Annotated in this window: 31 protein-coding genes; 10 read left to right on the top strand and 21 right to left on the bottom strand. The window is 59.1% G+C overall.

Annotated elements, in window-relative coordinates; translation table 11 throughout:
* Positions 1–28 precede the first annotated feature (28 nt).
* Complete coding sequence (locus DXY37_RS13175) at positions 29–265, bottom strand: hypothetical protein (protein ID WP_115125293.1); 237 nt, start codon at positions 263–265, stop codon at positions 29–31.
* 674 nt (positions 266–939) lie between these two features.
* On the opposite strand from DXY37_RS13175, the gene DXY37_RS03030 reads away from it, so the two are divergent.
* A complete protein-coding gene (locus tag DXY37_RS03030; protein ID WP_115125291.1) occupies positions 940–1167 on the top strand; it encodes a DUF1651 domain-containing protein in 228 nt (75 codons plus the stop codon).
* A 53-nt stretch (positions 1168–1220) separates the two neighbouring features.
* The gene (locus DXY37_RS03025) at positions 1221–1436 is read left to right on the top strand and encodes a hypothetical protein (protein ID WP_136975536.1); all 216 of its coding nucleotides are present in this window, start codon (positions 1221–1223) and stop codon (positions 1434–1436) included.
* Between the two features lie 381 nt (positions 1437–1817).
* On the opposite strand, the gene DXY37_RS03015 is transcribed toward DXY37_RS03025, so the two are convergent.
* From DXY37_RS03015 to pheS, 5 genes are all read right to left on the bottom strand, one after another.
* Entirely contained in the window at positions 1818–2165 is a 348-nt protein-coding gene (locus DXY37_RS03015) for a hypothetical protein (RefSeq protein ID WP_115125289.1), read from the bottom strand.
* A gap of 216 nt (positions 2166–2381) precedes the next feature.
* Positions 2382–2822, bottom strand: coding sequence for a DUF192 domain-containing protein (locus tag DXY37_RS03010; RefSeq protein WP_115125288.1), 441 nt, complete (start codon positions 2820–2822; stop codon positions 2382–2384).
* Positions 2822–3541, bottom strand: coding sequence for a winged helix-turn-helix domain-containing protein (locus tag DXY37_RS03005; RefSeq protein WP_115125287.1), 720 nt, complete (start codon positions 3539–3541; stop codon positions 2822–2824). The genes DXY37_RS03010 and DXY37_RS03005 overlap by 1 nt, the downstream gene beginning before the upstream one ends.
* Positions 3538–4446, bottom strand: a complete 909-nt coding sequence (locus DXY37_RS03000) for an NAD(+) kinase (RefSeq protein WP_115125286.1) — start codon at positions 4444–4446, stop codon at positions 3538–3540. The genes DXY37_RS03005 and DXY37_RS03000 overlap by 4 nt, the downstream gene beginning before the upstream one ends.
* Positions 4447–4614: 168 nt before the next feature.
* On the bottom strand, positions 4615–5622 hold the full coding sequence (gene pheS, locus DXY37_RS02995) for a phenylalanine--tRNA ligase subunit alpha (RefSeq protein WP_115125285.1): 1008 nt from the start codon (positions 5620–5622) through the stop codon (positions 4615–4617).
* 71 nt (positions 5623–5693) lie between these two features.
* Here pheS and surE point away from each other — a divergent pair, with 71 nt between their 5' ends.
* Positions 5694–6503 (top strand): 5'/3'-nucleotidase SurE, encoded by an 810-nt coding sequence (gene surE / locus DXY37_RS02990; RefSeq protein WP_115125284.1) that lies wholly within the window; start codon positions 5694–5696, stop codon positions 6501–6503.
* On the opposite strand, the gene DXY37_RS02985 is transcribed toward surE, so the two are convergent.
* The gene (locus DXY37_RS02985; RefSeq protein ID WP_067094286.1) at positions 6488–7048 is read right to left on the bottom strand and encodes a DUF3611 family protein; all 561 of its coding nucleotides are present in this window, start codon (positions 7046–7048) and stop codon (positions 6488–6490) included. The genes surE and DXY37_RS02985 overlap by 16 nt on opposite strands.
* Before the next feature lie 59 nt (positions 7049–7107).
* On the opposite strand from DXY37_RS02985, the gene DXY37_RS02980 reads away from it, so the two are divergent.
* Entirely contained in the window at positions 7108–8034 is a 927-nt protein-coding gene (locus tag DXY37_RS02980) for a bifunctional riboflavin kinase/FAD synthetase (protein ID WP_115125385.1), read from the top strand.
* Here DXY37_RS02980 and DXY37_RS13655 read toward each other — a convergent pair.
* Positions 8016–8150: a hypothetical protein gene (locus DXY37_RS13655; RefSeq protein WP_255355638.1), complete on the bottom strand. Its 135-nt coding sequence runs from the start codon at positions 8148–8150 to the stop codon at positions 8016–8018. The genes DXY37_RS02980 and DXY37_RS13655 overlap by 19 nt on opposite strands.
* 20 nt (positions 8151–8170) lie before the next feature.
* Here DXY37_RS13655 and DXY37_RS02975 point away from each other — a divergent pair, with 20 nt between their 5' ends.
* The 4 genes from DXY37_RS02975 to DXY37_RS13170 all read left to right on the top strand — a co-directional run bounded on the left by DXY37_RS02975 (position 8171) and on the right by DXY37_RS13170 (position 10759).
* Positions 8171–9232, top strand: a complete 1062-nt coding sequence (locus DXY37_RS02975; protein WP_115125283.1) for a thiamine phosphate synthase — start codon at positions 8171–8173, stop codon at positions 9230–9232.
* 44 nt (positions 9233–9276) lie between these two features.
* Entirely contained in the window at positions 9277–9483 is a 207-nt protein-coding gene (gene thiS / locus DXY37_RS02970; RefSeq protein ID WP_067094274.1) for a sulfur carrier protein ThiS, read from the top strand.
* 25 nt (positions 9484–9508) lie between these two features.
* Positions 9509–10483 carry a DUF1517 domain-containing protein gene (locus DXY37_RS02965; RefSeq protein ID WP_369818435.1) on the top strand — a complete coding sequence of 325 codons (975 nt, stop codon included), beginning with the start codon at positions 9509–9511 and terminating at the stop codon, positions 10481–10483.
* A gap of 105 nt (positions 10484–10588) precedes the next feature.
* Positions 10589–10759: a hypothetical protein gene (locus tag DXY37_RS13170; protein ID WP_170951755.1), complete on the top strand. Its 171-nt coding sequence runs from the start codon at positions 10589–10591 to the stop codon at positions 10757–10759.
* Here DXY37_RS13170 and larB read toward each other — a convergent pair.
* Genes larB through era form a run of 6 tightly spaced genes read right to left on the bottom strand, consistent with a single transcriptional unit; the run spans position 10740 to position 14530 of the window.
* Positions 10740–11399 (bottom strand): nickel pincer cofactor biosynthesis protein LarB, encoded by a 660-nt coding sequence (larB, locus tag DXY37_RS02960; RefSeq protein ID WP_115125282.1) that lies wholly within the window; start codon positions 11397–11399, stop codon positions 10740–10742. The genes DXY37_RS13170 and larB overlap by 20 nt on opposite strands.
* Positions 11396–11842, bottom strand: coding sequence for a TIGR03792 family protein (locus DXY37_RS02955; RefSeq protein ID WP_115125281.1), 447 nt, complete (start codon positions 11840–11842; stop codon positions 11396–11398). The genes larB and DXY37_RS02955 overlap by 4 nt, the downstream gene beginning before the upstream one ends.
* Positions 11839–12324: a 2-C-methyl-D-erythritol 2,4-cyclodiphosphate synthase gene (ispF, locus tag DXY37_RS02950; RefSeq protein WP_115125280.1), complete on the bottom strand. Its 486-nt coding sequence runs from the start codon at positions 12322–12324 to the stop codon at positions 11839–11841. The genes DXY37_RS02955 and ispF overlap by 4 nt, the downstream gene beginning before the upstream one ends.
* A 12-nt stretch (positions 12325–12336) precedes the next feature.
* Positions 12337–13065, bottom strand: coding sequence for a tRNA (guanosine(37)-N1)-methyltransferase TrmD (gene trmD, locus DXY37_RS02945; RefSeq protein WP_115125279.1), 729 nt, complete (start codon positions 13063–13065; stop codon positions 12337–12339).
* A 3-nt stretch (positions 13066–13068) separates the two neighbouring features.
* Positions 13069–13536: a phycobiliprotein lyase gene (locus tag DXY37_RS02940; RefSeq protein WP_115125384.1), complete on the bottom strand. Its 468-nt coding sequence runs from the start codon at positions 13534–13536 to the stop codon at positions 13069–13071.
* Between the two features lie 49 nt (positions 13537–13585).
* Positions 13586–14530, bottom strand: a complete 945-nt coding sequence (era, locus tag DXY37_RS02935; RefSeq protein ID WP_115125383.1) for a GTPase Era — start codon at positions 14528–14530, stop codon at positions 13586–13588.
* Positions 14531–14595: 65 nt separating this feature from the next.
* Here era and DXY37_RS02930 point away from each other — a divergent pair, with 65 nt between their 5' ends.
* On the top strand, positions 14596–15114 hold the full coding sequence (locus tag DXY37_RS02930; protein ID WP_115125278.1) for a hypothetical protein: 519 nt from the start codon (positions 14596–14598) through the stop codon (positions 15112–15114).
* A 368-nt stretch (positions 15115–15482) separates the two neighbouring features.
* Here DXY37_RS02930 and DXY37_RS02925 read toward each other — a convergent pair whose 3' ends face one another.
* The 5 genes from DXY37_RS02925 to DXY37_RS02905 form a co-directional block, all read right to left on the bottom strand.
* Entirely contained in the window at positions 15483–16238 is a 756-nt protein-coding gene (locus DXY37_RS02925) for a Bax inhibitor-1 family protein (protein WP_115125277.1), read from the bottom strand.
* Between the two features lie 52 nt (positions 16239–16290).
* Positions 16291–17322, bottom strand: a complete 1032-nt coding sequence (locus tag DXY37_RS02920) for a PhoH family protein (protein ID WP_115125276.1) — start codon at positions 17320–17322, stop codon at positions 16291–16293.
* An 8-nt stretch (positions 17323–17330) separates the two neighbouring features.
* Positions 17331–17738: a 30S ribosomal protein S16 gene (rpsP, locus tag DXY37_RS02915; protein WP_115125382.1), complete on the bottom strand. Its 408-nt coding sequence runs from the start codon at positions 17736–17738 to the stop codon at positions 17331–17333.
* A 77-nt stretch (positions 17739–17815) separates the two neighbouring features.
* Entirely contained in the window at positions 17816–19285 is a 1470-nt protein-coding gene (gene ffh, locus DXY37_RS02910) for a signal recognition particle protein (protein ID WP_115125275.1), read from the bottom strand.
* Between the two features lie 87 nt (positions 19286–19372).
* On the bottom strand, positions 19373–21508 hold the full coding sequence (locus tag DXY37_RS02905) for an ARC6/PARC6 family protein (RefSeq protein ID WP_115125274.1): 2136 nt from the start codon (positions 21506–21508) through the stop codon (positions 19373–19375).
* Positions 21509–21554: 46 nt separating this feature from the next.
* On the opposite strand from DXY37_RS02905, the gene pdhA reads away from it, so the two are divergent.
* The gene (pdhA, locus tag DXY37_RS02900; protein WP_115125273.1) at positions 21555–22658 is read left to right on the top strand and encodes a pyruvate dehydrogenase (acetyl-transferring) E1 component subunit alpha; all 1104 of its coding nucleotides are present in this window, start codon (positions 21555–21557) and stop codon (positions 22656–22658) included.
* 11 nt (positions 22659–22669) lie between these two features.
* Here the strand turns inward: pdhA and DXY37_RS02895 are convergent, their stop codons facing one another.
* Both DXY37_RS02895 and DXY37_RS02890 read right to left on the bottom strand, forming a co-directional pair.
* Positions 22670–23584: a histone deacetylase gene (locus DXY37_RS02895; protein WP_115125272.1), complete on the bottom strand. Its 915-nt coding sequence runs from the start codon at positions 23582–23584 to the stop codon at positions 22670–22672.
* A gap of 30 nt (positions 23585–23614) precedes the next feature.
* Positions 23615–24556 carry an RpoD/SigA family RNA polymerase sigma factor gene (locus DXY37_RS02890; RefSeq protein ID WP_067094243.1) on the bottom strand — a complete coding sequence of 314 codons (942 nt, stop codon included), beginning with the start codon at positions 24554–24556 and terminating at the stop codon, positions 23615–23617.
* Between the last annotated feature and the right edge of the window lie 30 nt (positions 24557–24586).

Here is a 24586-nt window from a genome sequence, read left to right as displayed (position 1 = left end):
CAAAGCATTGAAGCGTCAGCATTCGTCATCAACCCATCAATAAAACCAACGACAACGGTGAAACAAAAACAGGCATCACTAACTTGTCTCCCAACTCCCATGCCTTTTTATCCATCCCTCTTTTGATAAAGATGACTGCCATAAGAACTAGAAATGGCATGAAGCTCCAATCAACACCATTTGGGACAAACGCTACGACCGCGAATGCTATGAACAATATTGCGATGACATAGTTCAGCACATTTGGATAATTCTCCCAGACCAACCACTTCGGAGCTGTTTTTACTGTTTAGCCATTCGCAAAATCTGTGCATTCTCCCTTTCATAGCGCGTCTTGCGATCAATGCCGAGCCGGAGGCGCAGTCTCCTGCCAGGACAGCTTGCGTTGCTGCAGTGAATGCTGAAAGACGGTGAAGCACGCAAGGCATTCTTTGGATGAAATCCGCAGAATTGCACTGCTAGCCAAGGACCAACAAGACAACTCAACTTTTCAGTGAATTGCTTGCTCAGCCAACGAGGACTAGAACCGCCATGGATCAAAGAGCGACGATGAGTTGATGAAGTTCTTTGTCTTCTGAACCCTGTTTAACCTCTACAAGGATCTTTTCGTGGCCTTGGAAGATTGCTATGAGTCCGCACATGCCCCCTTAAAGCACAACAAGAACAACATTGAGATCCAGCCCTTGAATTTGCAACAGAACCTCGTGTAAGACGAATGTGAGCTGCAGCAGCGGAGATGACAAAGAGAGAGGCAAACACCCATTTCATCAAAGAGGTCATCTCGATGGCTGACAAAGGCCACTGGACTGATTCTTTTCGAGTCAGATTGGCGTCCAGGATCCTCCTAGGGCGCATCTACACCCCTGAATAACCGGCAACGACCTGGCATAGTACAACTGCACTACTGCGCTTGGTTCTCAGTGCTGGCGATGTCGAGCGATGGATGGATGGCTGAAGGACCTAAAGGGATACTGGTATGCAAGATTTCGCAGAGACTCAAAGGCCTGGGCACTCAACGCAGGAGTGGTTGTTGACAACGGCAAACCCATACCAGGCAACGAGGCGGCACTTCTGAAGAGCCGACGAAGCATGGGATACGAGGACGCTGTTGCCCTGTGGTTCCAGCTCAAGGAGTACGGCTGGACCGCCACTGAGCCAGCCTGGTAAACCAGCAACAGACGCCTGTGGAACGCAAGGAAATTGAGATCGTGACCGGAACCATGCCCCAACTGCCCGTCTTCAAGACCTTGGCAGCTTTGGGTGGCGCCGTGTTCCTGCTTCAGATGGGCTCAATCACTCAACAAGCCAGGGTGTGGAATCACTGCGTGGACAATCGCTTCCATCAGCTCAAAGATTGGCACGAAGGCAAAAGCCCTACAGAGCTGATGAACCGATCAGTCAACTTCTGCAATGGCGGATCAGCAGAGATCCCCTGACCCGCAAACGATCTCAATCGGAATTATCAATCATTCAACGTGGAATAGTCACCTGACTTCATCACTCTCAGGCTTCACAATGGTCAATTTCCGCTCAAGCTCAAAATCCTCAAAGAGAGCTGCAGCGTCATAAGCCTGACCGTTGCTGATCAAATATCGAATCCTTTCTTGCCACCATTGCTCAACTTCACGACAATAACGATCATCCGCTTCGTAGAAAAAGGATGACACAGGAGATGTCATAACTTTGTCGCTTTGGCAGATACTTGCTCGGACGGCAAGCCTCGCTGGCATGATTTATCACAACAGGCCAGATCACATGAAGCAGTCCTGCCTTTAATTGCTATCAATCAAGGTGTCGATCGACAAAGCACACCATCGCTAGCGCGCGTAACGATTGATCAGCCAGGTCATATTTGAGCTGTAAAGCCTTGGCAACTTGTTGTCATGAATCAGGCCAACATCGATTGCCTTTTTATAAGCAGCAGCCTGTCTTCGATAGCGGTCTTCAAGGGCTTGAACTTTTTTGAGGCAATACTTGGCTTTCTTCCCTTTGGATGCAAATTCAAAATTACTTTCAAGATCTGAGGCCAGAGATGCGACTTCTTTGATCCAGACTTTTAATCCAGCATCACCACCAAACTCAATCACATCCTTAAGTCGAAGCCACTCTTCATTGGGTTTTGACCTGATTTGGCCAACAAGTTTCTGCAGATAACAGGAAATCATTTCATACGACTCTTAATCGATTCAACATAGCCATGCACGGCCAAAGCCGCACAATCTGACACCAAAAGCACGGGTAATTGATCGAATCCTTCTTGAGAGAAGAACAATCAGCAAGATCATCAACATCTCACCAAGCAATCATCAATCAACAATTCAGAGCAATGTATAGTTCATCACTTTGCATAGCTTTAAAAAGTCGACTTCATAACCACGATGTTATTTTGCAATGTTTGATTCAATCGTGGCCAGATCACCGGGTTGAATCTCTAAGCGCAGAGCTTCCCCCGCACCAAGCTCAATCACGCCATCAACAAAGTCAGCGCGGCCATTGGCATCTACGTCCGCCCAGTAAGAGGGACAAGGCAATGCCGCACACACCGGCACATTGGCTGCAATATTGAGCACCCTGCCGTCACGGATAAACAGCATGTCCAAAGGCGCGAGCGTGTGCAACATCCAGAAACGCATCGGCCGAGAGGGTCGGGCCGGAAACCACATGCCTCGCAGCGGCGGCAGGGCTGGGCGTTGCATCAAGCCCCGCTGCTGCTCATCAGGCTGGTCAGCAACCTCAAGAGCGATACAACGCTGAGGATGCTGGTCAAGGCACCAACGCGCTTCGATCGGCAAGGTCTGGGGAGGCAGTGGTGGCTGGTCCATCAACTCGACCGCAAGCTAGATACCCCGTCGTTGAGGCAATAGCCACGACCGCGGATCGTATGAATCAAACGAGGCTCGCCATCTTCCTCGAGTTTCTGGCGCAGATAACGCACATACACCTCGATCACGTTGCTGGAGGAACCCTGGTCATCCTTCCAGACATCTCGAAGGATGCGTTCTCTACTGACAACCCTGCCACGCTCCTCGAGCAGCAGCACCAACAGCGCATATTCTCTGGCCGTGAGGAGCAGCGAGCGCGAACCTCGACGCACCTGCATGCAACTGAGATCCACGCTGAGATCAGCGAGCTGCAGAAGCGGAGGTCTCAATGAACTTCGGGATTGAATCGAGAGATGCAAGCGCAACCGCTGCAGCAAATCGCTTGGTGCACTGCGGGTGAACCAGAAATCATCTGCACCAGAAGCAAACACCAACTCTCGGGCGGCAATGCTGTCTTCGCTCACTCCAATCAGAATCGGCAGAGAACCAAAACAAGAGCGCAGCTCGAGAACCGTTGATCCCTGGTCGCTGGCCAGGATCGCTGCAACCGGAGCTCGATTGGAGCCAGCAGCCAGACCGCTTTCGTCACCACCGGTCCAGTCGATCGGGGCGTATCCCGAAGCCCTCAGGCGTTCCGCCAGTGCTGCTGCCTCGCCACCAACCAGCAACACAACAGCATCATCAACGCTGGCTGCCATGGAGCCATACGTAGCGGTCATGGCCGGTCGGGTTTAGCCACATGGGGCAGCCCCCAGCCCAGCTTGTTGCGCAGAACCTGGAAAAACTCATGGTCCCTGAGACGCACAAAGCGAACGGGATGATCACTGCGGCGAATCAACACGCGATCCTCCGGCCACACATAACAACCTGCACAGCCATCAACCACCATCATCAGGCGCTCCGGTGTGGCCGGAAAAACAGTGACTGGCTCAGCGTCACTGAACACCAGTGCTCTGGACGCCAGGGAATGGGGAGCGATCGGCGTGAGCTGCAGCACCGGACAATCCGGTGTGATCACCGGTCCACCGGCACTCAGGGCATAAGCCGTGGAACCCGTTGGGGTCGACAGAATCACTCCATCGGCGGAGATATCCACCGGAGCATGGCGTCCGATGGCGATCTCGAAGTGACACATGCTTGTGAGCGGTTCTCGGTGCAACGCCATCTCATTGAGTGACAAGGCTTCCCATCGACGCTGATCGCCGCGCATCACACTCACCACCAGATTGGCCCGCTCTTCGATCGTCCACTGCTGGGTGAGCACCTGCTCCAGGGCATGATCCAGATCATCGAGATAGGCCTCGGCCAGGAAGCCGAGATGGCCTGTATTGATGGTGAGAATCGGCACTCCCACAGGAGCGGTTTGACGCGCTGCGGACAACACCGTGCCATCGCCACCCAGCACGATGGCCAGCACCATCGACTGATCAAACCCCTCCGGCACACAGGCGTTGTACCCGAGCATGCGGAGGTGCTGATCAGGATTGGCGAAACCCACCATCCCGCCTGAGCTACTGGCGCGGATGACCTCGTGACCGCCCCGCTCCAGACGCGACTGAATAGTGCTCGCGGTGTCAACCGCCAGCGGCTTGCCGTCATTGACGATCAGTCCTACACGGGGCACCGATCGCAGCAGGCAACATCGTGCTCACTTTATGAGAAGGATCCTGCTCTGACACACACGCAGAGACTTTTTGATCAGAGAGCGAACAGGATCGCAATGTTGAGAGTGGTTCACTCACATTGCGCAGAAGCTGCTGTTTGGCGAGGGAGACCACTTAGAGCAAACGGTTCAGAACTGCTCCAAAAATCGCAGATCACTGGTGTAGAGACGGCGGATGTCGTCGATGCCATGGCGCACCATGCAGAACCGCTCCACTCCCAAGCCGGCGGCAAAACCGCTGTAACGCTCAGGATCCAAACCCAGACCCTCCAGCACTGCTGGGTCGACCATGCCGCAGCCCATCACTTCCAGCCAGCGGCCGCGCCACTGCACATCCACTTCGGCTGACGGCTCGGTGAACGGGAAGTAACTGGCGCGGAAGCGCACGGGCAGATCCCCGAAAAACGCCTTGAGGAATGCCATTACCGTGCCGCGCAGATGGCTGAAATCGAGCCCTGCATCGATCGCCAGCACCTCCACCTGATGAAACACCGGCGAATGGGTGGCATCCACTGCATCGCGGCGATACACACGGCCTGGGGCCACGATCCTCACCGGTGGTGCATGGGTCTCAAGATGGCGGATTTGCACCGGTGAGGTGTGTGTGCGCAGCAGCAGATTGTCTTTGAGATAAAAAGTGTCCTGCATATCCCGAGCCGGATGGTCCGGTGGGATGTTCAAGGCGGTGAAATTGTGGTGGTCGGTTTCCACTTCAGGGCCTTCCTCCACCTGATAACCAAGACCGCAGAAGAGATCAACGATCTCCTCGGTGGTGGTGATCAGGGGGTGGCGATGGCCCATGAGGATGCCCTGGGCAGGTGCCGTGACATCCAGGGTCTCAGAGGCGATTCGGGCTTCCATCGCCGCCTGCTTCACCGCTTGCAGGCGATCGCTCAGCAGAGTCTGAACCTGGGTTTTGAGCACATTGGCGCGCTGACCCACCAGCGGCCGTTCATCCCCTGGCAACTTGCCCATCGCCCCCAGCACGCCGGAGAGTCGCCCTTTTTTGCCGAGCAATCCGATCCGAAGCTGCTCCAGCGCATCGGCATCAGCCGCCGCAGAGATCGCTTCAGCAGCCTCAGCTTCAAGCGCTTCCAGCTGGTCGGTGAGCTGCTGCAGGGACACGGAGGCGCTCAAGGCTTTGACATCACGACAGCTGACTGTAAGCAGTGATCACGACTAGGTTCGCCCCACAGGTACACAACCCCATGGCCCCGCTGCGGATTCTGATCAGCAATGACGACGGCATCTTTGCCGATGGAATCAAGGCCCTGGCCCTAGCCGCCGCCGCCCGCGGCCATCAGGTGGCCGTGGTCTGCCCCGACAAGGAGCGCTCGGCAACTGGCCATGGCCTCACCCTTCAGCAACCGATCCGAGCGGAGCGAGCCGACCAGCTGTTCGGCCAGGGCATCACCGCCTGGGCCTGCAGTGGGACCCCTGCCGATTGCGTGAAACTGGCGATCTGTGAACTGCTGGAGACGCCACCAGACCTGGTGCTGTCGGGCATCAATCACGGTCCGAATCTCGGCACCGATGTGTTCTGCTCCGGCACAGTTGCAGCGGCGATGGAAGGCACCCTGGAATGCCGTCCGGCCATGGCCGTGAGCAGTGCTTGCTTCAAGTGGCGGGAATTCGAAGGGGCTGCTGTGATCGCCATGGATACGGCCGAATCCGCGCTGAGGCAGGGATGGCCTGACAATCTGCTGCTCAATCTGAACCTGCCACCCTGCAAACCTGAGGCCATGGGAGCCATGCGCTGGACCAGGCTGTCGGTGCGTCGTTACAGGGAACAGTTCAGTCCTCGAACCGATCCTCAGGGTCGTTCCTATTACTGGCTGGCAGGGAAAGTGGTCGAAGACCTGGAGTCGGGTGGAGATGGTCCCCGCGACTGGCCAACGGACGTGGCCCAGATCGGAACCAATTCCCCCTCGCTCACACCGATTCAACCCGAACTGTTCTGGCGTGGATCACTGAGTGGCCTGCCCCAGGTTGAACTTGATGGTCAACGGGTCCGGTAGATCCGCTGCAGCATCCAGAGCGAAAACAGCAAGCCGATCAGATGGGCGAACAGCACCTGGGTGTTGCTCAGCACCGAGAGCATTTCCAGCGACGTGATCGCCAGGTTTTCGGCAGCACCCGCACCGCCGATGGCGATGCCAGGGGTCTGCGAAGACGCCTGCACAAACAGGGCTCCGGCCAATGACTGATACCCGATCGACGCGAACACCAACCCCAGCAAGTCGGCAAGGATTCCGCGTTTGAGCAAACGGCTGGCCTCACCGCGACTGGGGCGAGCGCCACTATCGAGCGCACGGCCGAGACGCACGATCAACCATCCCTGCCAGAGGCTGAACAACAGCACGAAAAACGAGAGCGTGGTCAGCGACAGGCCCGGACTGAGCCCAACGGCCCGATCAGCATTGCGGGACAGGCTGCCGCCGATGTTGTTGAACATCAGCACCCCCACCACCACCACACCGAGAGCGGTCTGAATCCAGAAGCGGATCCAGGCAGTGCGCCGCAGGCCAAGGGCCAGCAGCTGGAAGTCGAGCCGATCAGCCATGCGGGCGAGGAGGTCTGTCGTCCAAACTTGCCATCAACCACTGCACCGTGCACGGCCCGTTGATTCCTCTCTGCTCCCCTGAGGAGGCCCGCATGCCCACCGCCCTGGCGCTGGGCAGCTTTGATGGGCTGCATGCCGGACACCGGCGGGTGATCGAAGCCGTGTGCCAACAGCCTGCAGGCGGCATCCCCACGGTGGTGAGTTTCTGGCCACACCCACGCGAGGTGTTGCATGGCGAACCAAGACTTCGCCTGGACCTCCCCGACGAAAAGCTGCATTTGCTCGAACCACTTGGCATCCAGCAGTTAGTGCTGGTGCCCTTCGACCGCCAGCTGGCTCAGTTCAGTGCGGCCGAATTCGTTGATCAGATTCTGATTGGCACGTTGCAGGCACGTCACATCGCCATCGGCGCCAACTTCCGCTTCGGGCGTGGTCGCGAAGGAGGCGCCGACACGCTGCGCAGCCTGGCGGAGGCAGCTGGCGTAAAGGTGAGCGTGCTGCCGATTCTGGAAGACCCTGTGGGCCGCATGAGCAGTAGTCGCATCCGTGAAGCCCTCTCAGAGGGCGACCTCACTACAGCCAGTGACCTTCTGCAACGGCCTTACTGCTTCCAGGGCGAGGTGGTCCAAGGCCGCGGCCTTGGCAGGCAACTGGGATGGCCCACTGCCAACCTGCAAGTGGATGGCAGAAAATTCCTGCCTGGCCTGGGGGTGTATGCCGCGCGGGCCTGGGTCGACAACGAGACGCTTGCGCTTCCGGCCGTGATGAACCTCGGGCCCCAACCCACCGTCGATCCCGACTCGCCTTCAGCGGTGGAGGTGCATCTGCTCGACACACGCCGCGAACTGGTGGGCCGGATTCTGAGGGTGGAGCCGGTGGAACGACTGCGCGGCCAGCAGCGTTTCTCAGGCCTGGAGGAACTCAGTGCCCAGATCAATCGTGATGCTCAGCAGGCCAGGGCGCGGCTTCAGGACACCGCCGGATAGGCGTTGGTCAGGCCCCACACGATGAAAACGCCGATGCCACCGAGAAGACCGATGCCCCACACCAAAACGTGCATCGTGCTTTCTGATCCACCGTTCTCCATCGCAACACCAGACATGAGATCCTGCCCACAGTGCCATGGAATGGATGCCCATCGCCCCTTGCACTGACACGCGTATTGCCAGGCTGATCGATGCCAACCTCGACCGCGCCCGTGAGGGGCTGCGGGTGATCGAGGACTGGTGTCGCTTCGGGCTGGACCGACAAGACCTGGTGGTCCCCCTCAAAGACTGGCGACAGCAGCTGGGACAGCTGCACGCGGACTGTTACAGGCAAGCCCGTTCCACGGCGACCGATACCGCTGCGGGGCTCACTCATCCCGCTCAGCAGAGCCGCACCGACAGCACCCAGGTGTTGAAAGCCAATGCCAGCAGAGTGCAAGAAGCCTTGCGGGTGATTGAAGAATTCGCGCGCACCGGTGATTCCGAGCTGGCCCAGACAGCTGCAAACGTTCGTTATGCGCTTTACGACCATGAGGTGCGCATCCTGGAGGCCTGCGGGCTGAACCAACGGCATCAGCGCCTGGAACGCTCACGCCTCTGCCTGATCACCGATCCCGGGAACAGCGAGGCAAGCGGTGCGATGGTGCAACAGGTGGAACTGGCGCTGCAAGCAGGCGTCTCACTCGTGCAGTACCGGCGCAAGCAGGGAGCTGATGCAGTGCGACTGCAGGAAGCACGTCAGCTTGCCGAGCTGTGTGGGGCACACCAAGCACTGCTGATCATCAACGACCGCATTGATCTGGCCTTGCTCGTGAATGCTGACGGGGTGCATCTCGGACAGGAAGACCTCCCCCATGCAGAGGCTCGGCAGCTGATGGGGCCCGACAAGCTGATCGGCCGCAGCACCCATCGGCTCGAACAACTCCTGGAAGCTCAGCAGGACGGTGCGGACTATCTGGGGGTGGGGCCGGTCTATGCCACCGCCACCAAGGCGGATCGGACTCCAGCCGGTCTGGATTGGGTGCGACAAGCCGAGCATTCAGCCAAGGTGCCCTGGTTCGCCATCGGCGGCATCAACAGCGCCAACGTTTCAGATGTTGTGGCTGCGGGCGCAGCGCGTGTGGCTGTGGTGAGCGCGATCATGGGGGCCGATGACCCAGCTGCTGCCAGTCGCCAACTGCTGCAACTGCTCAGCTGAGGTCCAATCATTGACGCTCTGATTTCATTCCTTCGGTTCAGCCCATGCAGCTCACGGTGAACGGCGAACAGCATCAGCTCAAAGCAGGTCTCAACCGATTGGATCAGGTGGTTGAAGCGCTCGGCCATCACCCCAAATTGGTGGTGGTGGAATTCAACGGTCTGATCCTCACTCCAGATCGCTGGGCCGAGCAGCAGGTCAAGGACGGTGACAGCCTCGAGATCGTCACCATCGTTGGCGGGGGTTCCTAGGATCGACTCAGTTTTCAACGCCGTTTTGGGCCAATTGCCGAATCGTTCCGCCCTGGTTCAGCTGCGACGCTGGCTTTCCGGCCTGATGGTGCCGGTGCTGATGATGGGGCTGCTGGTCTTCCACCCGCTGCCGAGTGACGCAGCACGAGGTGGTCGAATCGGCGGCGGCAGTTTCCGAGCACCCTCCATGCCTCGCACCGGTGGTTACCGCGGCGGCGGGATGGGAGGTGGCATGCGAGGCGGCTACAACCGCGGCTACGGCGGTGGCATTGGATTTCCCTTCATCATTCCGTTCTTCGGATTCGGTGGCGGCGGCCTCCTGGGCTTCATGGTGCTGATGGCATTTGTCGGAGTGCTTGTGAATGCCTTCCGTGGCGCTGGGGCAGGTGCTGGGAGTCCGGCAATGGGCGGCTACGAGCGTCCCCGTGAGATGGCGATGGGCCCGGTGTCTTTGCTGCAACTCCAGATCGGTTTGCTGGCCAGCGCCAAGGATCTGCAGAGCGACCTACGCCAACTCGCCAACAGCGCCGACACCAGCAACTCCAGTGGTCTGCAGCGGGTGCTGCAGGACACGACCTTGGCACTGCTGCGTCAACCCGATTTGTGGGTCTACGCCAACGTGGAATCAGGCAGCGTGCCCTTCAATGCGGCCGAATCCACCTTCAACCGACTGTCGATGACAGAGCGCAGCAAATTGCGCGAAGAACTGACCACCAATGTGGGTGGAGTTCAATCGGCTGGCAGCGACCTCACGGCGCGCGGTGATGCCGACGCCACCAGTGAATTCATCGTGGTCACCGTTTTGGTGGCTAGCCGCAGCGTGGTCAAGCTCAAACAGGCCGACAACGGCGAACAGTTGCGGGAATCGTTGCGCATCCTTGGTTCCACGGCCTCCAGCGACCTGATGGCTCTTGAGGTGATCTGGCAGCCAGACGGCGTTGGCGATGTTCTCAGCGCCGATGAGCTGGTCACGGCTTATCCGAATCTCCAGCACCTCTGATTGAAGCTGCTGCCGGCACTCAACCGATCACAATCCGGAACCTGAATTGTCCCCTCTTGCTCAGAGGGTCAGCTTCATCCAACCTCCGCGTGTCGCTCAGCAACGATGCGCGCTCGGTCACCTCATTGGGTCAACTCAACCGTGTTGGTTGAAGCGCTGCATCGCTACGAGCAAAACCGGCTGCCACGGTCGATGCGTCTCTGGGTGGAAACGATGCTGGACCTCGACCCCAGTGAACCGGTTCAACCGTTGCTGCCTAGACAGCCGCACCCTTGAGGATGCGCAGGGCCGCCATGGCAGCGCCATAGCCGTTGTCGATGTTCACGACGCTGAGTCCCGGAGCGCAGCTGGCGAGCATGCCATCGAGTGCAGCCCGGCCTCCGGAGCTGACCCCATAGCCCACAGACACCGGTACACCGATAACCGGCTGAGGGACCAGACCGGCCAGCACCGTTGGCAGAGCGCCCTCCATGCCGGCACAGGCAATCAGCACCGACATCGTTGTGAGCTCTGGCAGCACACCCAGCAGACGGTGAAGACCGGCAACCCCCACATCCAGGAAGCAGGCGGTGGAAACCCCATGAACGCTCAGCGCCAGAGATGCTTCCTCCGCCACACGACGATCACTGGTCCCGCCACTCAACACCGCCACCTGCGCGGCTTGCCAAATCTCTGGAAGTTCACCGAGGGTGAGACAGGCCGCCTGCCCGTGAACCTGAACATCAGGACAGCGTTGCTGAACCGCAGCCGCTTTGTCTGCATCCACCCTGGTCACCAGAGCGAGCTCACCGGCAGCCTGCATCGCCAGCAGGATCGCCACGATTTGATCAACACTCTTGTGTTCACCCCAAACGGCTTCGACCATCCCAAGCCGATGACGACGCTCGAGGTCGAGGCGTGACTCCTGAGCGGTCACGGCGGCAACAACTCGCCTTCAAACACCAGCGGAAAAGGATTGCCCTCTTTCTGACCGGTGGCTTGGCGGGCAAGCTGCTCAAAACGTTCCTGAACGGCTTCCACTTCACGCTCCGGGATCGCTTTCCAGGCTTCACGACTGCTCCAGCGAATCAGCAAGGTGCCTTCTTCGGTCTCTGGATCCCAAAGCAGATCACGACCAATAAACCCATCCTGACCAGCCAGCCAGGGCTCCCAGCTGCCGCGTTCCGCATCCAGCCAGGCTTTGCGACCCTGACTGGGAACCTGGATGCGCAGATGCTCGATCACGGCAACGTCGTAGCTGCCATCGGGGTCTGAAAAGGCGGCGAGGCTGACATCGGGATGACCGGAAAACAGGAGTAATGCCGCCAGACAGGAGGCGACCACGGTAAAGAGATCTCTGCTGAGTTGCTGCAGGGTCATGGCCTGGTCAGCAGCGCGACGGCATGGCATGACATGCCCTCTTCCCGACCCTCGGGACCAAGCCGCTCGTTCGTGGTCGCCTTCACACCCACCTGATCGGGGTCCAGACCCATGCGCAGGGCAATCGCCCCGCGCATGGCCTCGATGTGTGGCTTGAGCTTGGGCCGTTCGGCAATCACAACGGAATCCACATTCACAATCTGCCAACCCCGATCGTTCACCAGGGCCACGACCTGCTCCAGCAACACCAAGCTGTCAGCACCCTTCCAGCGGGGATCAGTGGGAGGGAAATACTTGCCGATATCGCCGAGCGACAGCGCTCCGAGCAGCGCATCCATCACGGCATGGACGAGCACATCGGCATCGCTATGACCATCCAGCCCCAGGCCATCGGGATGCTCCAGGCGCTGACCACCCAGGATCAATGGACGCCCCTCCACCAACCGGTGCGTGTCGTAGCCATTGCCAATGCGGAGGTTCATGGGTGCTGGCGGTCAGGTCGTGCCATCGCTGTCATTCTCGGCGTTGGAGCGTCGCTTCCAACGATCCAGCAGATCAGGGCGTCGATCAGCGGTGCGCTGTTCACGTTGCTGCTGGCGCCATCGGGCAATGGCGCCATGGTCTCCGCTGCGCAGCACATCAGGCACGGTCATCCCCCGAAAGTCGGCAGGACGGGTGTAATGCGGATGTTCCAGCAAGAGGTCGCTATGGCTTTCCTCCACCAACGAAGCCGCCGTTCCCACAGTGCCGGGTAATAAACGCACCACGCCATTGATGACCGTCATGGCTGGCAGCTCCCCACCGGTGAGCACGAAATCGCCAAGCGACACCTCCTCATCAGCCAGCGAGCGAATGCGTTCGTCGAAGCCTTCGTAGTGACCGCACAGCAGCACCAACTGGTCGTGATTCTCAGCCCAGCGTTGAAGATCTGCCTGTGCCAAAGGCCTGCCCTGTGGCGTCATCAACAGCACCCTGCGCCGAGGGCTCTGCGGAATCGATTCGAAGGCAGCGAACACCGGCTCCGGCTTGAGAACCATGCCCGCACCACCGCCATAGGGCTCATCGTCAACCTTGCGGTAGCGATCCGTGGCGTGATCGCGAGGATTGTGCAGATACAGCTCGGCCCGTCCAGCAGCGAAGGCTCTACCGATCACGCCAAGCTCCTCAATCGGCGCAAACGCCTGGGGCGCGAGGCTGATCACATCCAGGCGATAGGGCGCCACAGCTCAGGCCTGAGGAGATGAAACGCGCCGGATCTCGGAGCAAAAGCGCGCCTGAAGAGGGGTTCCATCCGTGGCGATGGCCGTGGTGCTACGCAGGCGCAGATTGGGCTTAATGAACCAGATGCGCTCCAGCACGGTGGCCGCCGAGTCGTCATCTTTGAGTTCCAGTTCAAGGCTGGCATCGTCACGCAGCTGCCAGCGGCCGCTGCGCTCTTCCCCTTGAGCCATCACCACGAGATCACCATCGCTGGCAAAGCGAAGTTCGCTGGCGGCTCCATCCGCAGACTGCACCGACAGGACCGACTCAGCGACCTGATCACTGAGGCTCACGGTCACCTCGCCCCGGTCACTGGTATGCCAGTCATCCTCGGAGCCACCGAGGTCGAAGCGGCTGCGCAGGCTCATCCAGGACCCCACGCACAGTGCGAGGAACGCCTTCAGATCAGCTGGAGGGAAAGCGGTCTCATCCATCAAGCCATCTTCGCAGGGAAGGGAACAGATCCAGCAGCTCGGCCATCCATCAGATGCGCTCTTCGGCATAGCCGAGCTCTGCCAGTCGCTGAGGCTTACTGCGCCAGTCAGGCACCACCTTCACAAACAGCTCCAGATACACGGGACCGTCGATCAGGTTCTGCATCTGCAGGCGAGCACCTTGACCGATGGTCTTGAGCATGGCTCCGCCTTTGCCGATCAGGATGCCCTTCTGGCTCTTGCGCTCCACCAGCACGGTGGCCAAAACGGCGGTGCGAGCTTTCCCTTTCCCCCTCGCCGGCATGTCCTCCACCCGATCGATGCTCACCGCCACGCTGTGAGGCACCTCTTCGCGGGTATTCATCAGCACCTGTTCGCGGATCAACTCAGCCATCAGCAGCTTTTCGGGCTGATCACTCACCATCTCGGCTGGATACAGCTGAGGCCCTTCGGGCATCAGAGCACTGACTGCGCTCACAAGCTCCGGGCAGCCGGCACCGTTCAAGGCTGAGCAATGGTGCACAGGCCAGTCGGTCTCCGCCAGCAGTTCGCGATAGGCCGCATCAGCCTCGGGCTTGCGATCGACCGGGACCATGTCCCATTTATTGAGCACCACCTGCACCGGTAAGCGCTGCTGACGCAGAAGATTGACGATGAAAGCGTCACCACGGCCGGGCGGTTCGCAGCCCTCGAGCAGCAGCAACACCTGATCCACTTCCCCAATCGCAGAGCGCGCGCTCTGAACCAGACGCTCCCCAAGCAGGTGATGCGGCTTGTGAATGCCTGGAGTATCAACAAGGATTAGCTGAGCAGCTGGCGTGGTGAGAATCGCTCTGAGGCGATTGCGTGTGGTCTGGGCCACCGGAGAGGTGATCGCCACCTTGTCGCCCACCAGTTGATTCACCAGCGTTGACTTGCCCACATTGGGGCGTCCGATCAGGGCGACAAAGCCCGAGCGGTAGCCGTCAGACAACGACGTTGAAGCTGCATCCATCCCTTCAGCATCGCCTGCAGACTGCACCCTGCCCATAGGCTTGGAATTCCAATCAGTTGCCGTTCATGACCCAGCGAGAGCCGAGCTTCCAGGAAGCCATGGAGATCGCCGCCGGCTGGATGAAGCAATGGGACCAGGACGAAATCAGCGATGAAGTCATGGCCGACCGAGTCGGAGCACTCGTGGCCAGCCGCGATGGCGCCAGGGGCTTCTTTGTGGTGAGTCTTGCGGGAGACAGCGCCCTGATGGACAGGCTTCCGGATGCCCTGCTGATCAAACTGCGCGAAGCGGGCGACGGCGTGGTGGATCTCACGGCACGCAATCTGGCCATGAGCGCAGCCATGGCTGTGCATCACCGCAACAACAATGACGATGAGCAAGCCGCCGGATCAGAGCGCGTGAATCAACGCTGTTCCGAACTGCTGCGCCAGCTTGATTCTCAGCGCGTCAAAGACCGACTGGAGATCCTGCTGGAAGCAGCGAACCACAGTCGAGGCGAAGATCTGGCCTTTCTGGAACGCTGGGGGTATGACGATCACCAAAAGCGCGCCATCGGCGATGCCGTGCAAGCCGTTGCCGAGTAATCCCAGACAAACACCCAAACAGGCCGCTTGATCACAGCCCGCACCAGATCTGGCGTGACGAACCATGAAGCATCTGCTTGCAACACTATTAGGGCAATCTGAAGTTGAGACAACTTTCGTCGCATCCTGAGTACCGTTAACGCCATCGGCCGGGTGATGGGGATCAACCGATGTCGATACCTCGGACTTGATCCGGGGTTTTTTATTGGGGCAGAAACAAGCTGCATGTCTTCTGCTCAAAGCATGTCGTTGAATTCATCACCAAGCGCTTTGCTGAACGGAAAGAGAACGACTCTTGAAATCTCAGCCATCAAAAAACCCCGGTCATAGCCGGGGTTGGTTTTCAAAAGATCAGACTCTTGCGGAACTCAGTCGCGGCGGCCGCCGCCCTGAAGAGCAATGATCAGGCGCAGGATGAAGACGAACAGGTTGATGTAGGTCAGATACATCCCCAGAGCACCGGCCAGGTACTGATCATCGTTATAAGTGCGAGGCATCGTGTAGAAATCCACGAACGCCATTCCCACAAACAGGACTGTTCCAAAGCCGGCAATCATCAATTCGAACGTGCCTTGCTGGAACATCTCCGGTGCAAAGAATCCACCGATGAATTGCACCACCATGGCAATGATCAAGCCGATCAAGCCAAGACCAACCACGCCGGACAGAGCCTGCCCGACGCTGTCGCTCATTTTTTTGCCGACGACCGAAGCAATCACAAAAGTTAGGCCTGTTGCAATCACAGCAGTGGCGATGGAACCCATGCCCGCCACTTGATAGGCAAGGCCAACAATTCCACTGAGGGTGAAGCCAGTCAGCAAACTGAAGGCGGCGAGCAACGGCAGTGCTTTGGCGTTGTTGGCATTGTTCGCTGCACTACTTGCCATGAAGAAGAGAACAATCTCTCCGATAAAGGCAGCAATGAACAAAGGGAAAAACAGAGGGCTGCCTGCCTGACCAAGGGAAGGCATGGGCTGCATTGAGAGGCCGCCGAGGACCCCTAGAGCCGTCAAAACCATGCCACCCCCCACGTAAGGGAGGGCTTTGTTCACCACGTTGGGGCCTACCAGAGCGCTGGATTGCGCCTCGCGGATGGCGTTTTGAAAGTTGCTGCTGGCTGGCATGTTGCCCCAGATCACTTGCTACATCTTGCCAGCTACAACAAGGTTGTGGCTTTTAGCCCGGTGCGGATCTCCCCATCGAACGCCGCGTCGGCTTGGCATCGCGACGCGGATGGCTCTTATCGCGCCGTGCATAGGCATCCACCACGCGCTGCACGAGCGGATGACGGACGACATCAGCCGATGTCAAACGGCAGACAGCCACACCGTCGACCCCATCCAGCACCTCCGAGGCTTCCACCAAACCGCTGAGCTGGCCTGGTGGCAGGTCCACCTGGGTGATGTCTCCAGTCACCACCATGCGGGAACGCTCTCCCAAACGGGTCAGCACCATGCGCATCTGTGCCGGCGTGGTGTTCTGAGCTTCATCAAGGATCACGAAGGATTCCGCCAGGGTTCGGCCACGCATATAGGCGAGTGGTGCCACCTCAATCACCCCCTTCTCAAGGAGTGCTGCTGTTTTCTCCTGGCCCAGCAACATGTGCAGGGCGTCGTAGAGCGGACGCAGATAGGGATCCACTTTCTGCTGAAGATCACCAGGTAAAAACCCCAGTCGCTCCCCCGCCTCAACGGCAGGCCTGGTCAGCACCAGCCGCTCCACCTTGCGCTCAGTGAGCATGCGGACGGCCAAAACGGTGGCCAAAAATGTTTTACCGGTGCCGGCAGGACCGAGCGCAAACGTGAGATCGTGTCGCTCCATCGACTCCACATACGCCTTCTGACGCAAGGTGCGCGGGCGCAGCAGACTGCCCCGCTGATTGCGCGCCAGAACCTGCTGACCCATGGCTTCGTGCTCATGGTTGCGACCGGTGTCAAGCGCCTGAAGCGCAGTCTGAAGATCAACAGGTGAAATGGTTTCACCCTCTTCCCAAAACTTGCGCAACAGCTCAACAACAGCGGCTGTGCGCTCAAGCTGACTGGGCCGGCCACTGATCTCGAGCTGCAGACCACGCAGAACCAAACTGGTCCCCGTCAGAGCCTCGAGTTGACGCAGGGTTTGAGAGGACGGTCCACCTGCAAGTGCAAGTGCGGCCTCCGTGTGCGGCAGATCAAAGACGAAGCGACCAGGTGAGGTTGCTTCGGACATCCTGTCGATCAGCCTTCAGCACTAGCGGCGTCATCGCCAACAGATTCCTCAGCGGCAGCCTTGGCTTCAGCTTCAGCTGCGGCCTTGGCTTCAGCAGCATCCTTGGACGCCTGCTTGGCATCAGCTTCACGCTTGAGAGCCTGCTTGGCCTTACCGACCACTTCTGCTGGTCGAACTTTCTTCTCGATCAAACCACCCTTCTCAAGCAGGGTGCGGACAACATCGGTTGGCTGAGCGCCCTGGCTCAGACGCTCACGCAGTGCTTCAGCATCAAGGCGGGTCTCTTTGGTGCGGGGGTTGTAATACCCCAGCTCCTGCAGAGGACGACCATCACGGCGCGAAGTGCTGTTGCAGGCCACGAGGCGGAAGCTTGCTTCCCGCTTCTTACCGAACCGCTTCAGGCGGAGCTTGATCATCGTGGCGCTGGCTGTGGGTTGGAACTGTTCGGCGCAGCTGACAGAAGCGCCAAACAACCAACTTAACCTGCCGCCGGTCAGAGCTCTCCGAAGCCCTTCTTCTTCTTGACCGGTCGCTGCCGCCTCGGGGGACCACCGCCACGACGTGCCGGCATGCCACCTGGCATTCCAGGCATGCCACCCATCCCGGGCATTCCGCCCATGCCAGGCATACCACCCATTCCAGGCATTCCGCCCATGCCAGGCATCTGCCCCTGGGACATCTGCTGCATGAAACCTCGCATCTTCTGAAAATCAGCCAGCACCTTGTCGACATCGGGGGGCTGGTGGCCACTGCCACGGGCAATGCGCCGACGACGTGAGGGCTCGCTGGCAAGCAGGTCAGGGTTCTCCCTCTCCTGCTGCGTCATCGAGCCGATCATCGCTTCGATCTTCTTCAGCTGCTGCTCTCCCTGCTTGAGCATGCCGTCGTCGATCTTGTTCATGCCCGGGATCATCTTCATCAATCCCCCCAGCGATCCCATGCGCTTGATCAGGCGCATTTGTTTCACGAAATCCGAGAAGTCGAAGGTGGCTTCTTGCAGCTTCTTCTGCATCTGCTCGACATCGGCAAGCTCCACCTCTTTCTGGGCCTTCTCCACAAGGGTGAGCACATCGCCCATCCCGAGGATGCGGCTCGCCATCCGCTCAGGGTGGAACGGCTGCAAGGCCTCCACCTTCTCCCCTGTGCCGATGAACTTGATCGGTTGACCGCTCACCTTGCGGATCGACAGAGCGGCACCACCACGGGAATCGCCATCAAGCTTGGTGAGCACGGCTCCGGTGATCCCCACCTGGTCGTGAAAAGCCCTGGTGAGATCGGCTGCTTCCTGACCGATCATCGAATCCACCACCAGCAGCACCTCATCCGGCTGCACGGCGGTTCGGATCCGAACCATCTCCTCCATCATGTCGGTGTCGATCTGCAGACGACCGGCGGTGTCGACCAGAAGCGTGTCGAAACCTTCTTCCCTGGCCTTGGCAAGACCTGCCGCCGCAATGTCTTCCGGTTTGGCGTCAGCACCAAGACTGAACACCTCGACATCAATCTGAGCACCGAGCGTCTTCAGCTGCTCAATCGCTGCAGGTCGATACACATCAGCACCCACCATCAGCGCCCGTCGACCCTGGTCCTTGAGGTGGAGTCCGAGCTTGGCTGTTGCCGTGGTCTTACCAGCCCCCTGCAGACCGGCCATCAGCACCACCGTTGGAGCCTGCTCAGCCTTGGCCAGGGGGGCGTTGTCGCCGCCCATCACCTCCACCAGCTGGTCGTGCACCACCTGAATGAACTTCTGGTCTGGAGAGACCCCGCGCACCACCTCGGCGCCCACTGCCTTTTCCCGCACCTCGGCGACGAAATCTTTAACAACCGGCAGACTCACATCCGCTTCAAGCAGAGCGCGGCGCACATCCTTGAGCGCGCCCTCCACATTGGTTTCGCTGATCTGATCCTGGCCTCTCAGCCCTTTGACGGCGTCTTCAAAGCGGGCTGACAGCTCATCGAACATCGGCCGGACATCGGTTTCAGTTCTCTGATCGTAAAAGTGGCAGGGACTGACGGTGCAATCTGCCTGTCCGCGTCAATGATCGCTCGATCAGACCGGTGCATAGGCCTGCAGGCGCCAGCCATCCTCATCTCGGCCCAGGATGTAGGTGACTTTGAGCGATCTCGGCGCAGTGCTATTCACCACCATTCCAGCTGCGTTCAGCGTTTGATCGCTGTAGTCGACATCCGCACGCAACTCGATGCGCTGGGGAGTACGGCTGATGACCCTCATAAAGTCGATGGTGGCCTCAACCTTCTGTGTCAGACCCTCTGACTGATCAGCAAATCTCTGCTGGCGCACCTGGTTGATCAGCCTTGTTCTGGCAATGGGTTGGAGACGTTCGTCCGCTGAGCCATCACCGCGCAAAACCATCGCTTTGCGATCCAGCCAGGCCTGCAGCAAGGACTCCAGCTGGGCTTCGGAGGGACGCTCGGAACGCAGCACGGGATCAGCGTCAGACTCAGCAGCTGAAGCAGGCTCCTGCTCGGACGCATCGGTGGCGTTGTCAGCAGAGCCCGGCTGTTGCCCAGCTGGAGGCAGCTGATCCACGGGTGCATCAATCGATGGGTCACCGGCCAACTGGGGCTGCTCGGCATCGCGGCGAAGACCAACCACGCTGAAAACCCCGATCACCAGCACCACAGCCAGGAACACCCCGGATCCGATCCAGGTCGAACGACTGGGCTGTGGCAGCTCCGGCCATTGCAATTCAGGCCATTGCAACTGCGGGAATTGCAACTGCGGCATAGACGGCAGTGTTGGGCGAGGCAATGACGGCCAGACGAAGCCTCCTCCAGGCGCATCGTCGCTGTCCTCTGGGGCATCGATTGGAGACTCGGAATCCAGCAAAGGCAGCGGCAGTGTTCCATCGGGATCCACCGTCAGAGGAGACAAGTCGCCGAAAGACCAGTCCCTTGGTTGCGCCTGACGCTCCAACCGCTCGACGTAAGCCTGCACATCGCGATCAGCAAACCAAGCCTCCAAATCAATGGCTTCGGCATCCACATCCCGATAGCCCGGCAGCACATCTCGTCCGAGCCAAGTGCGGCAGTAGTCACAGAGCGCAGCCAAGGCATCGCCAGGATGCGCTGTCAACCAGGTCTTGAGAGCAGGATCAGGACTGCTTGCAAAATGACGCTCGGCCCGATCCACATCGCCAAGAAGCAGATCGAGACATCCCAGTAGCGGCTGGGTATCGAGGCCATCAAGACTCAGTTCCTCCAAACGGGTGCGGGCGTCCTGAACCCGTTCAGGCTTGCGCTGGGAAAAACCTGCAGCAGAAAGAGCCATCACCACCAGGAAGGACGCATCGGCGGAGCCGGCGTCCTGCAGGCGTCCGTACAGATCCACCTGCTCCTGCACAGTCAGGAAGCGGCGAATCTGCTGAAAAAACAACTCAAAGGCTCCCTGATCCATGCCGGCGGGCAGATCAGCTGTCTCCAGCCCCTCGAGAGCACAACCTTCGAGTCCACCACGATCGCTGATGAAGCTCTCCAACATCGCCAATCCTTCATGACGCGCCGATTGCTCAGCCAGATCACGACTGAGCAGATCCAGGATTCGGAATGGACGAAGCCTGGAGAGATCGGTTTCCAGCACCTGCCTCTGCTCGGGAAGCTTGCCCATCCGCTGAAGCAGCTGCATCCCCTCTTGCAGAAGGTTGGCCGCTGACTCGTAGCGGCGCTGCTCCTGGTCCTGATCGGCAGCGTCGCGTACTGCCAGAGCCGCCAGCAAGGCCAGATCCGACTCCCTGCCACTGCCCAGCGCAGGAGCTTGAGGCGGCTGCAAGGCCTGGCGGGCTAACTGGAAAGCCTCATGGGGCGCATGCGCTTCCCACAGGAGCATCAGTCCGGCCACCTCCAAGTTGGAGGACAGTTCCAAACCAGCCGTATCGCCCGGACGATCCTGACCGAGTTCCAGCAGCATGGCTTCGTACTGGCCACGGCGTTCAGGGTCCGTAAGCAGGTCTGCTGATAAGCGGAGCAGCTCAGCTCTTTGGTTGAGCGACTCATGGGTGAACCCCTGATCGGGACAGCGATCGAGGCGCAACTGAAGTGTGCGTAACACGGCCTCAGGTTCCGCCGTCGGACTAACCCCCAGCAGACGGAAATGGTCGATGGGCAGGTCCACCAGCGTTGCAGCTATTGGCTGCAGACTGTAGGCAGTGTCTGGGGTTTTGCCCATCGATCCGCCATGGACCCTTAAAGTCTGTGGTCAAACAGGTGGTGCCATGGGTCAGGACATCGCAATCGGCACAGAGTCACGCAGCGCCTCCTCCGCCGACGGACAGTCTCTGCTTGGGGCCCATGCAGAGCGGCTCTCAACCCTGGTGACAGCCCAAAGGGCCACCGTGGACAAGGAAACCGGCCTGGCTCTGTTTCGCGACATGACCCTCGGCCGTCGCTTCGAGGACAAGTGCGCGGAGATGTACTACCGCGGCAAGATGTTTGGCTTCGTGCACCTCTACAACGGTCAGGAGGCTGTGAGCACTGGTGTGATCGGTGCCATGAAGCGACAACACGACTGGTTCTGCAGCACCTATCGCGATCACGTTCACGCCCTGAGTGCCGGCGTTCCCGCCCGAGAGGTGATGAGCGAACTGTTCGGCAAGGAAACCGGTTGCAGCAAAGGACGCGGTGGCTCGATGCACCTGTTCTCCAGAGAACACCACCTGCTGGGCGGTTTTGCCTTCATCGGCGAAGGCATTCCAGTCGCCCTCGGCGCGGCATTCACCAGCCGCTACAAGAGGGATGCCCTTGGTGACCCCAGCAGCAATTCAGTGACAGCTGCCTTCTTCGGAGACGGCACCTGCAACAACGGGCAGTTCTTTGAGTGCCTGAACATGGCGCAGCTCTGGAAGCTGCCGATCATTTTTGTGGTCGAAAACAACAAATGGGCCATCGGCATGGCCCACGACCGTGCCACCAGCGATCCAGAGATCTGGCGAAAGGCCGGTGCTTTCGGCATGGCCGGAGAAGAGGTCGACGGCATGGACGTTTTGGCCGTTCGGGCCGCCGCCCAGAGGGCCGTTGAACGGGCCCGGGCTGGTGAAGGACCAACGGTGTTGGAGTGCCTGACCTACCGATTCCGAGGCCATTCACTGGCTGATCCTGATGAACTGCGTGCCGAAGAAGAAAAACAGTTCTGGGCCAAACGCGATCCACTCAAAGCGCTTGAACGCGACCTCGTCGGCTCCGGCCTGACCAGCAGCGAGGACCTGCGGGCGATCGAGAAGGAAATCGATGGCATCGTGCAGGACTGTGTCGACTTCGCCCTCAGTGCACCCGAACCTGATGGATCTGAGCTGACGCGGTACATCTGGGCTAAAGACTGACATCAAGCTGATCAGAGCCCATGCAAACGGGCCTGATCAGCTGCCGCCCTGAAAACCAGGGCATGCCGCTTCACCAAGGGCGTCATGGCGTCGTATCCACCGCCAATCACAGTGGCCACAGGAATCTTGCGGCGCAGACAGGCATCCAACACCAGATGATCCCTTTGCAGCAGGCCGACATCCGTTAAGGCCAGTCGTCCCAGACGATCATCGCGATGGGGATCAACACCGGCGTTGTACAGCACGATCTGCGGATTCAACCGGTCCAGCAGATCAGGCAGATGGTCGCCAATCAAGGCGAGGTACTCCTGATCCTCCACCCCATCGCTGATCGGCAGGTCGAGATCGCTGCTCTGCTTCCGCGCGGGGAAATTTGACGCAGCATGCGCTGAAAAGGTGAACACCCGTGGCTCGTGTTGAAAGATCAGCGCAGTGGCATCGCCCTGGTGCACATCGAGATCCACCACCATGATCTGCGTGAGGCCTTCCTGCTCCAGCAACGTGCGCGCACAGATCGCCAGATCATTGAAGATGCAGAACCCACTGCCGTAAGCAGGAAAGGCGTGGTGCGTCCCACCCGCGAGGTGGCAGGCCAGACCATGCTTCAAAGCCAGTTGGGCAGTCAGCAACGAACCGCCAACGGCAAGAAACGTGCGCTGCACTAAAGGGGTGGTGACAGGGAGTCCGATACGCCGCTGAGCCAGACGATCCAGCCGGTCCCTGGCAAACGCTTCGTGATAGTCACGGTCATGAACCAGTTCCAGCAAACGACGAGGAACTGGAAGTGGTCGATGCATCTGAACATCACTGGCCAGCCCTGTCTCCCTGAGACAACTGTCGAGCTGGCGAAACTTCGCCATCGGGAACCGATGACTACTGGGTAGCGGGGCGCTGTAAACCTCGTGATAAACGAGTGGTGGTTTCAACGATTCAAAGGGCTACTCACCTCTGAACAATCAGAAGCTGGGTGCAACGCGGCGAGTCAAGTTACGCAGTTTGCGCAATGCCTTGAGCTCCACCTGACGAACACGCTCTCGCGAGACCTCAAGCAGACGACCGATTTCGGCCAGTGTGTGCCGCTCATGGCCGTTCAAGCCGAAACGCAGCGTGAGAACGTGCTGCTCCTGATCACTGAGATGACTCATCCAGCGCCCGAGCTGTTCGTGATGAATCCGCTGCTCCACCTTGTCAAGCGGCTCTCCCAATGAAGCATCAGCAATGAGATCGCCCAGGAAGCTGCGACCTTCCTCCCCATTCACGGGTGCATCCAGGCTGCTGGTTGTGAGCGACTGCCTCAACAGCGAATCGAGCTCTGCAACCGGCATATCCATCGCCTCGGCAATCTCGAGTCGACTGGGCATCGCACCGAGCTTGTGGGCGAGATCAAGGCTCACCTTGCGAATCGTGGTGAGGCGCTCACTCAGATGCACTGGCAAGCGGATGGTGCGCGATTGACAAGCAATGGCGCGCGTCATGCTCTGGCGAATCCACCAGAAGGCATAAGTCGAAAATTTGTAACCACGGGTGGGGTCAAACTTCTCAACAGCACGCTCAAGGCCGAGGGAACCCTCCTGAATCAGATCGAGGAGTTCAAGACCTTTTCCCTGATATTTCTTGGCAACACTGACAACCAAACGCAGATTGGCTTTCATCATCCGCTGCTTGGCACGCAGGCCCACACGGATCATGCGCTTCTGCTTGTTTGAAAACGTCTCACTGTCAGATGAAATCGTCCCATCCTCGGTGAGTTGCATCAGTTGCTGCACCTGATTGCCCAGCTCAATCTCCTCAGCTGGAGTCAGCAATGGAATCCTGCCAATCGTGGCGAGGTACCAACTGATCGGATCGCTACTTCGTCGTTTTTGGGTTTCTGAAACCCCTGCTGCCGCGGAGACCATGGGGAAGAATATTTTCGTTGAGTGACTTTC

Origin of the sequence: Synechococcus sp. GEYO, from assembly GCF_900473955.1 — a bacterium.
GTDB lineage: Bacteria > Cyanobacteriota > Cyanobacteriia > PCC-6307 > Cyanobiaceae > Synechococcus_C.
This window is presented reverse-complemented; position numbering and strand designations above follow the sequence as displayed.

What these genes read in the sequence shown, in the direction of transcription:
- DXY37_RS03030 (WP_115125291.1), top strand. Translation starts at nt 940, where the DNA reads ATGGATGGATGGCTGAAGGACCTAAAGGGATACTGGTATGCAAGATTT.
- DXY37_RS03025 (WP_136975536.1), top strand. Translation starts at nt 1,221, where the DNA reads ATGCCCCAACTGCCCGTCTTCAAGACCTTGGCAGCTTTGGGTGGCGCC.
- DXY37_RS03015 (WP_115125289.1), bottom strand. Translation starts at nt 2,165, where the DNA reads ATGATTTCCTGTTATCTGCAGAAACTTGTTGGCCAAATCAGGTCAAAA.
- DXY37_RS03010 (WP_115125288.1), bottom strand. Translation starts at nt 2,822, where the DNA reads ATGGACCAGCCACCACTGCCTCCCCAGACCTTGCCGATCGAAGCGCGT.
- DXY37_RS03005 (WP_115125287.1), bottom strand. Translation starts at nt 3,541, where the DNA reads ATGACCGCTACGTATGGCTCCATGGCAGCCAGCGTTGATGATGCTGTT.
- surE (WP_115125284.1), top strand. Translation starts at nt 5,694, where the DNA reads ATGGCCCCGCTGCGGATTCTGATCAGCAATGACGACGGCATCTTTGCC.
- DXY37_RS02985 (WP_067094286.1), bottom strand. Translation starts at nt 7,048, where the DNA reads ATGGCTGATCGGCTCGACTTCCAGCTGCTGGCCCTTGGCCTGCGGCGC.
- DXY37_RS13655 (WP_255355638.1), bottom strand. Translation starts at nt 8,150, where the DNA reads ATGTCTGGTGTTGCGATGGAGAACGGTGGATCAGAAAGCACGATGCAC.
- DXY37_RS02975 (WP_115125283.1), top strand. Translation starts at nt 8,171, where the DNA reads ATGGAATGGATGCCCATCGCCCCTTGCACTGACACGCGTATTGCCAGG.
- thiS (WP_067094274.1), top strand. Translation starts at nt 9,277, where the DNA reads ATGCAGCTCACGGTGAACGGCGAACAGCATCAGCTCAAAGCAGGTCTC.
- DXY37_RS13170 (WP_170951755.1), top strand. Translation starts at nt 10,589, where the DNA reads ATGCGCGCTCGGTCACCTCATTGGGTCAACTCAACCGTGTTGGTTGAA.
- DXY37_RS02955 (WP_115125281.1), bottom strand. Translation starts at nt 11,842, where the DNA reads ATGACCCTGCAGCAACTCAGCAGAGATCTCTTTACCGTGGTCGCCTCC.
- ispF (WP_115125280.1), bottom strand. Translation starts at nt 12,324, where the DNA reads ATGAACCTCCGCATTGGCAATGGCTACGACACGCACCGGTTGGTGGAG.
- DXY37_RS02940 (WP_115125384.1), bottom strand. Translation starts at nt 13,536, where the DNA reads ATGGATGAGACCGCTTTCCCTCCAGCTGATCTGAAGGCGTTCCTCGCA.
- era (WP_115125383.1), bottom strand. Translation starts at nt 14,530, where the DNA reads ATGGATGCAGCTTCAACGTCGTTGTCTGACGGCTACCGCTCGGGCTTT.
- DXY37_RS02930 (WP_115125278.1), top strand. Translation starts at nt 14,596, where the DNA reads ATGACCCAGCGAGAGCCGAGCTTCCAGGAAGCCATGGAGATCGCCGCC.
- DXY37_RS02925 (WP_115125277.1), bottom strand. Translation starts at nt 16,238, where the DNA reads ATGCCAGCCAGCAGCAACTTTCAAAACGCCATCCGCGAGGCGCAATCC.
- DXY37_RS02920 (WP_115125276.1), bottom strand. Translation starts at nt 17,322, where the DNA reads ATGTCCGAAGCAACCTCACCTGGTCGCTTCGTCTTTGATCTGCCGCAC.
- rpsP (WP_115125382.1), bottom strand. Translation starts at nt 17,738, where the DNA reads ATGATCAAGCTCCGCCTGAAGCGGTTCGGTAAGAAGCGGGAAGCAAGC.
- ffh (WP_115125275.1), bottom strand. Translation starts at nt 19,285, where the DNA reads ATGTTCGATGAGCTGTCAGCCCGCTTTGAAGACGCCGTCAAAGGGCTG.
- DXY37_RS02905 (WP_115125274.1), bottom strand. Translation starts at nt 21,508, where the DNA reads ATGGGCAAAACCCCAGACACTGCCTACAGTCTGCAGCCAATAGCTGCA.
- pdhA (WP_115125273.1), top strand. Translation starts at nt 21,555, where the DNA reads ATGGGTCAGGACATCGCAATCGGCACAGAGTCACGCAGCGCCTCCTCC.
- DXY37_RS02890 (WP_067094243.1), bottom strand. Translation starts at nt 24,556, where the DNA reads ATGGTCTCCGCGGCAGCAGGGGTTTCAGAAACCCAAAAACGACGAAGT.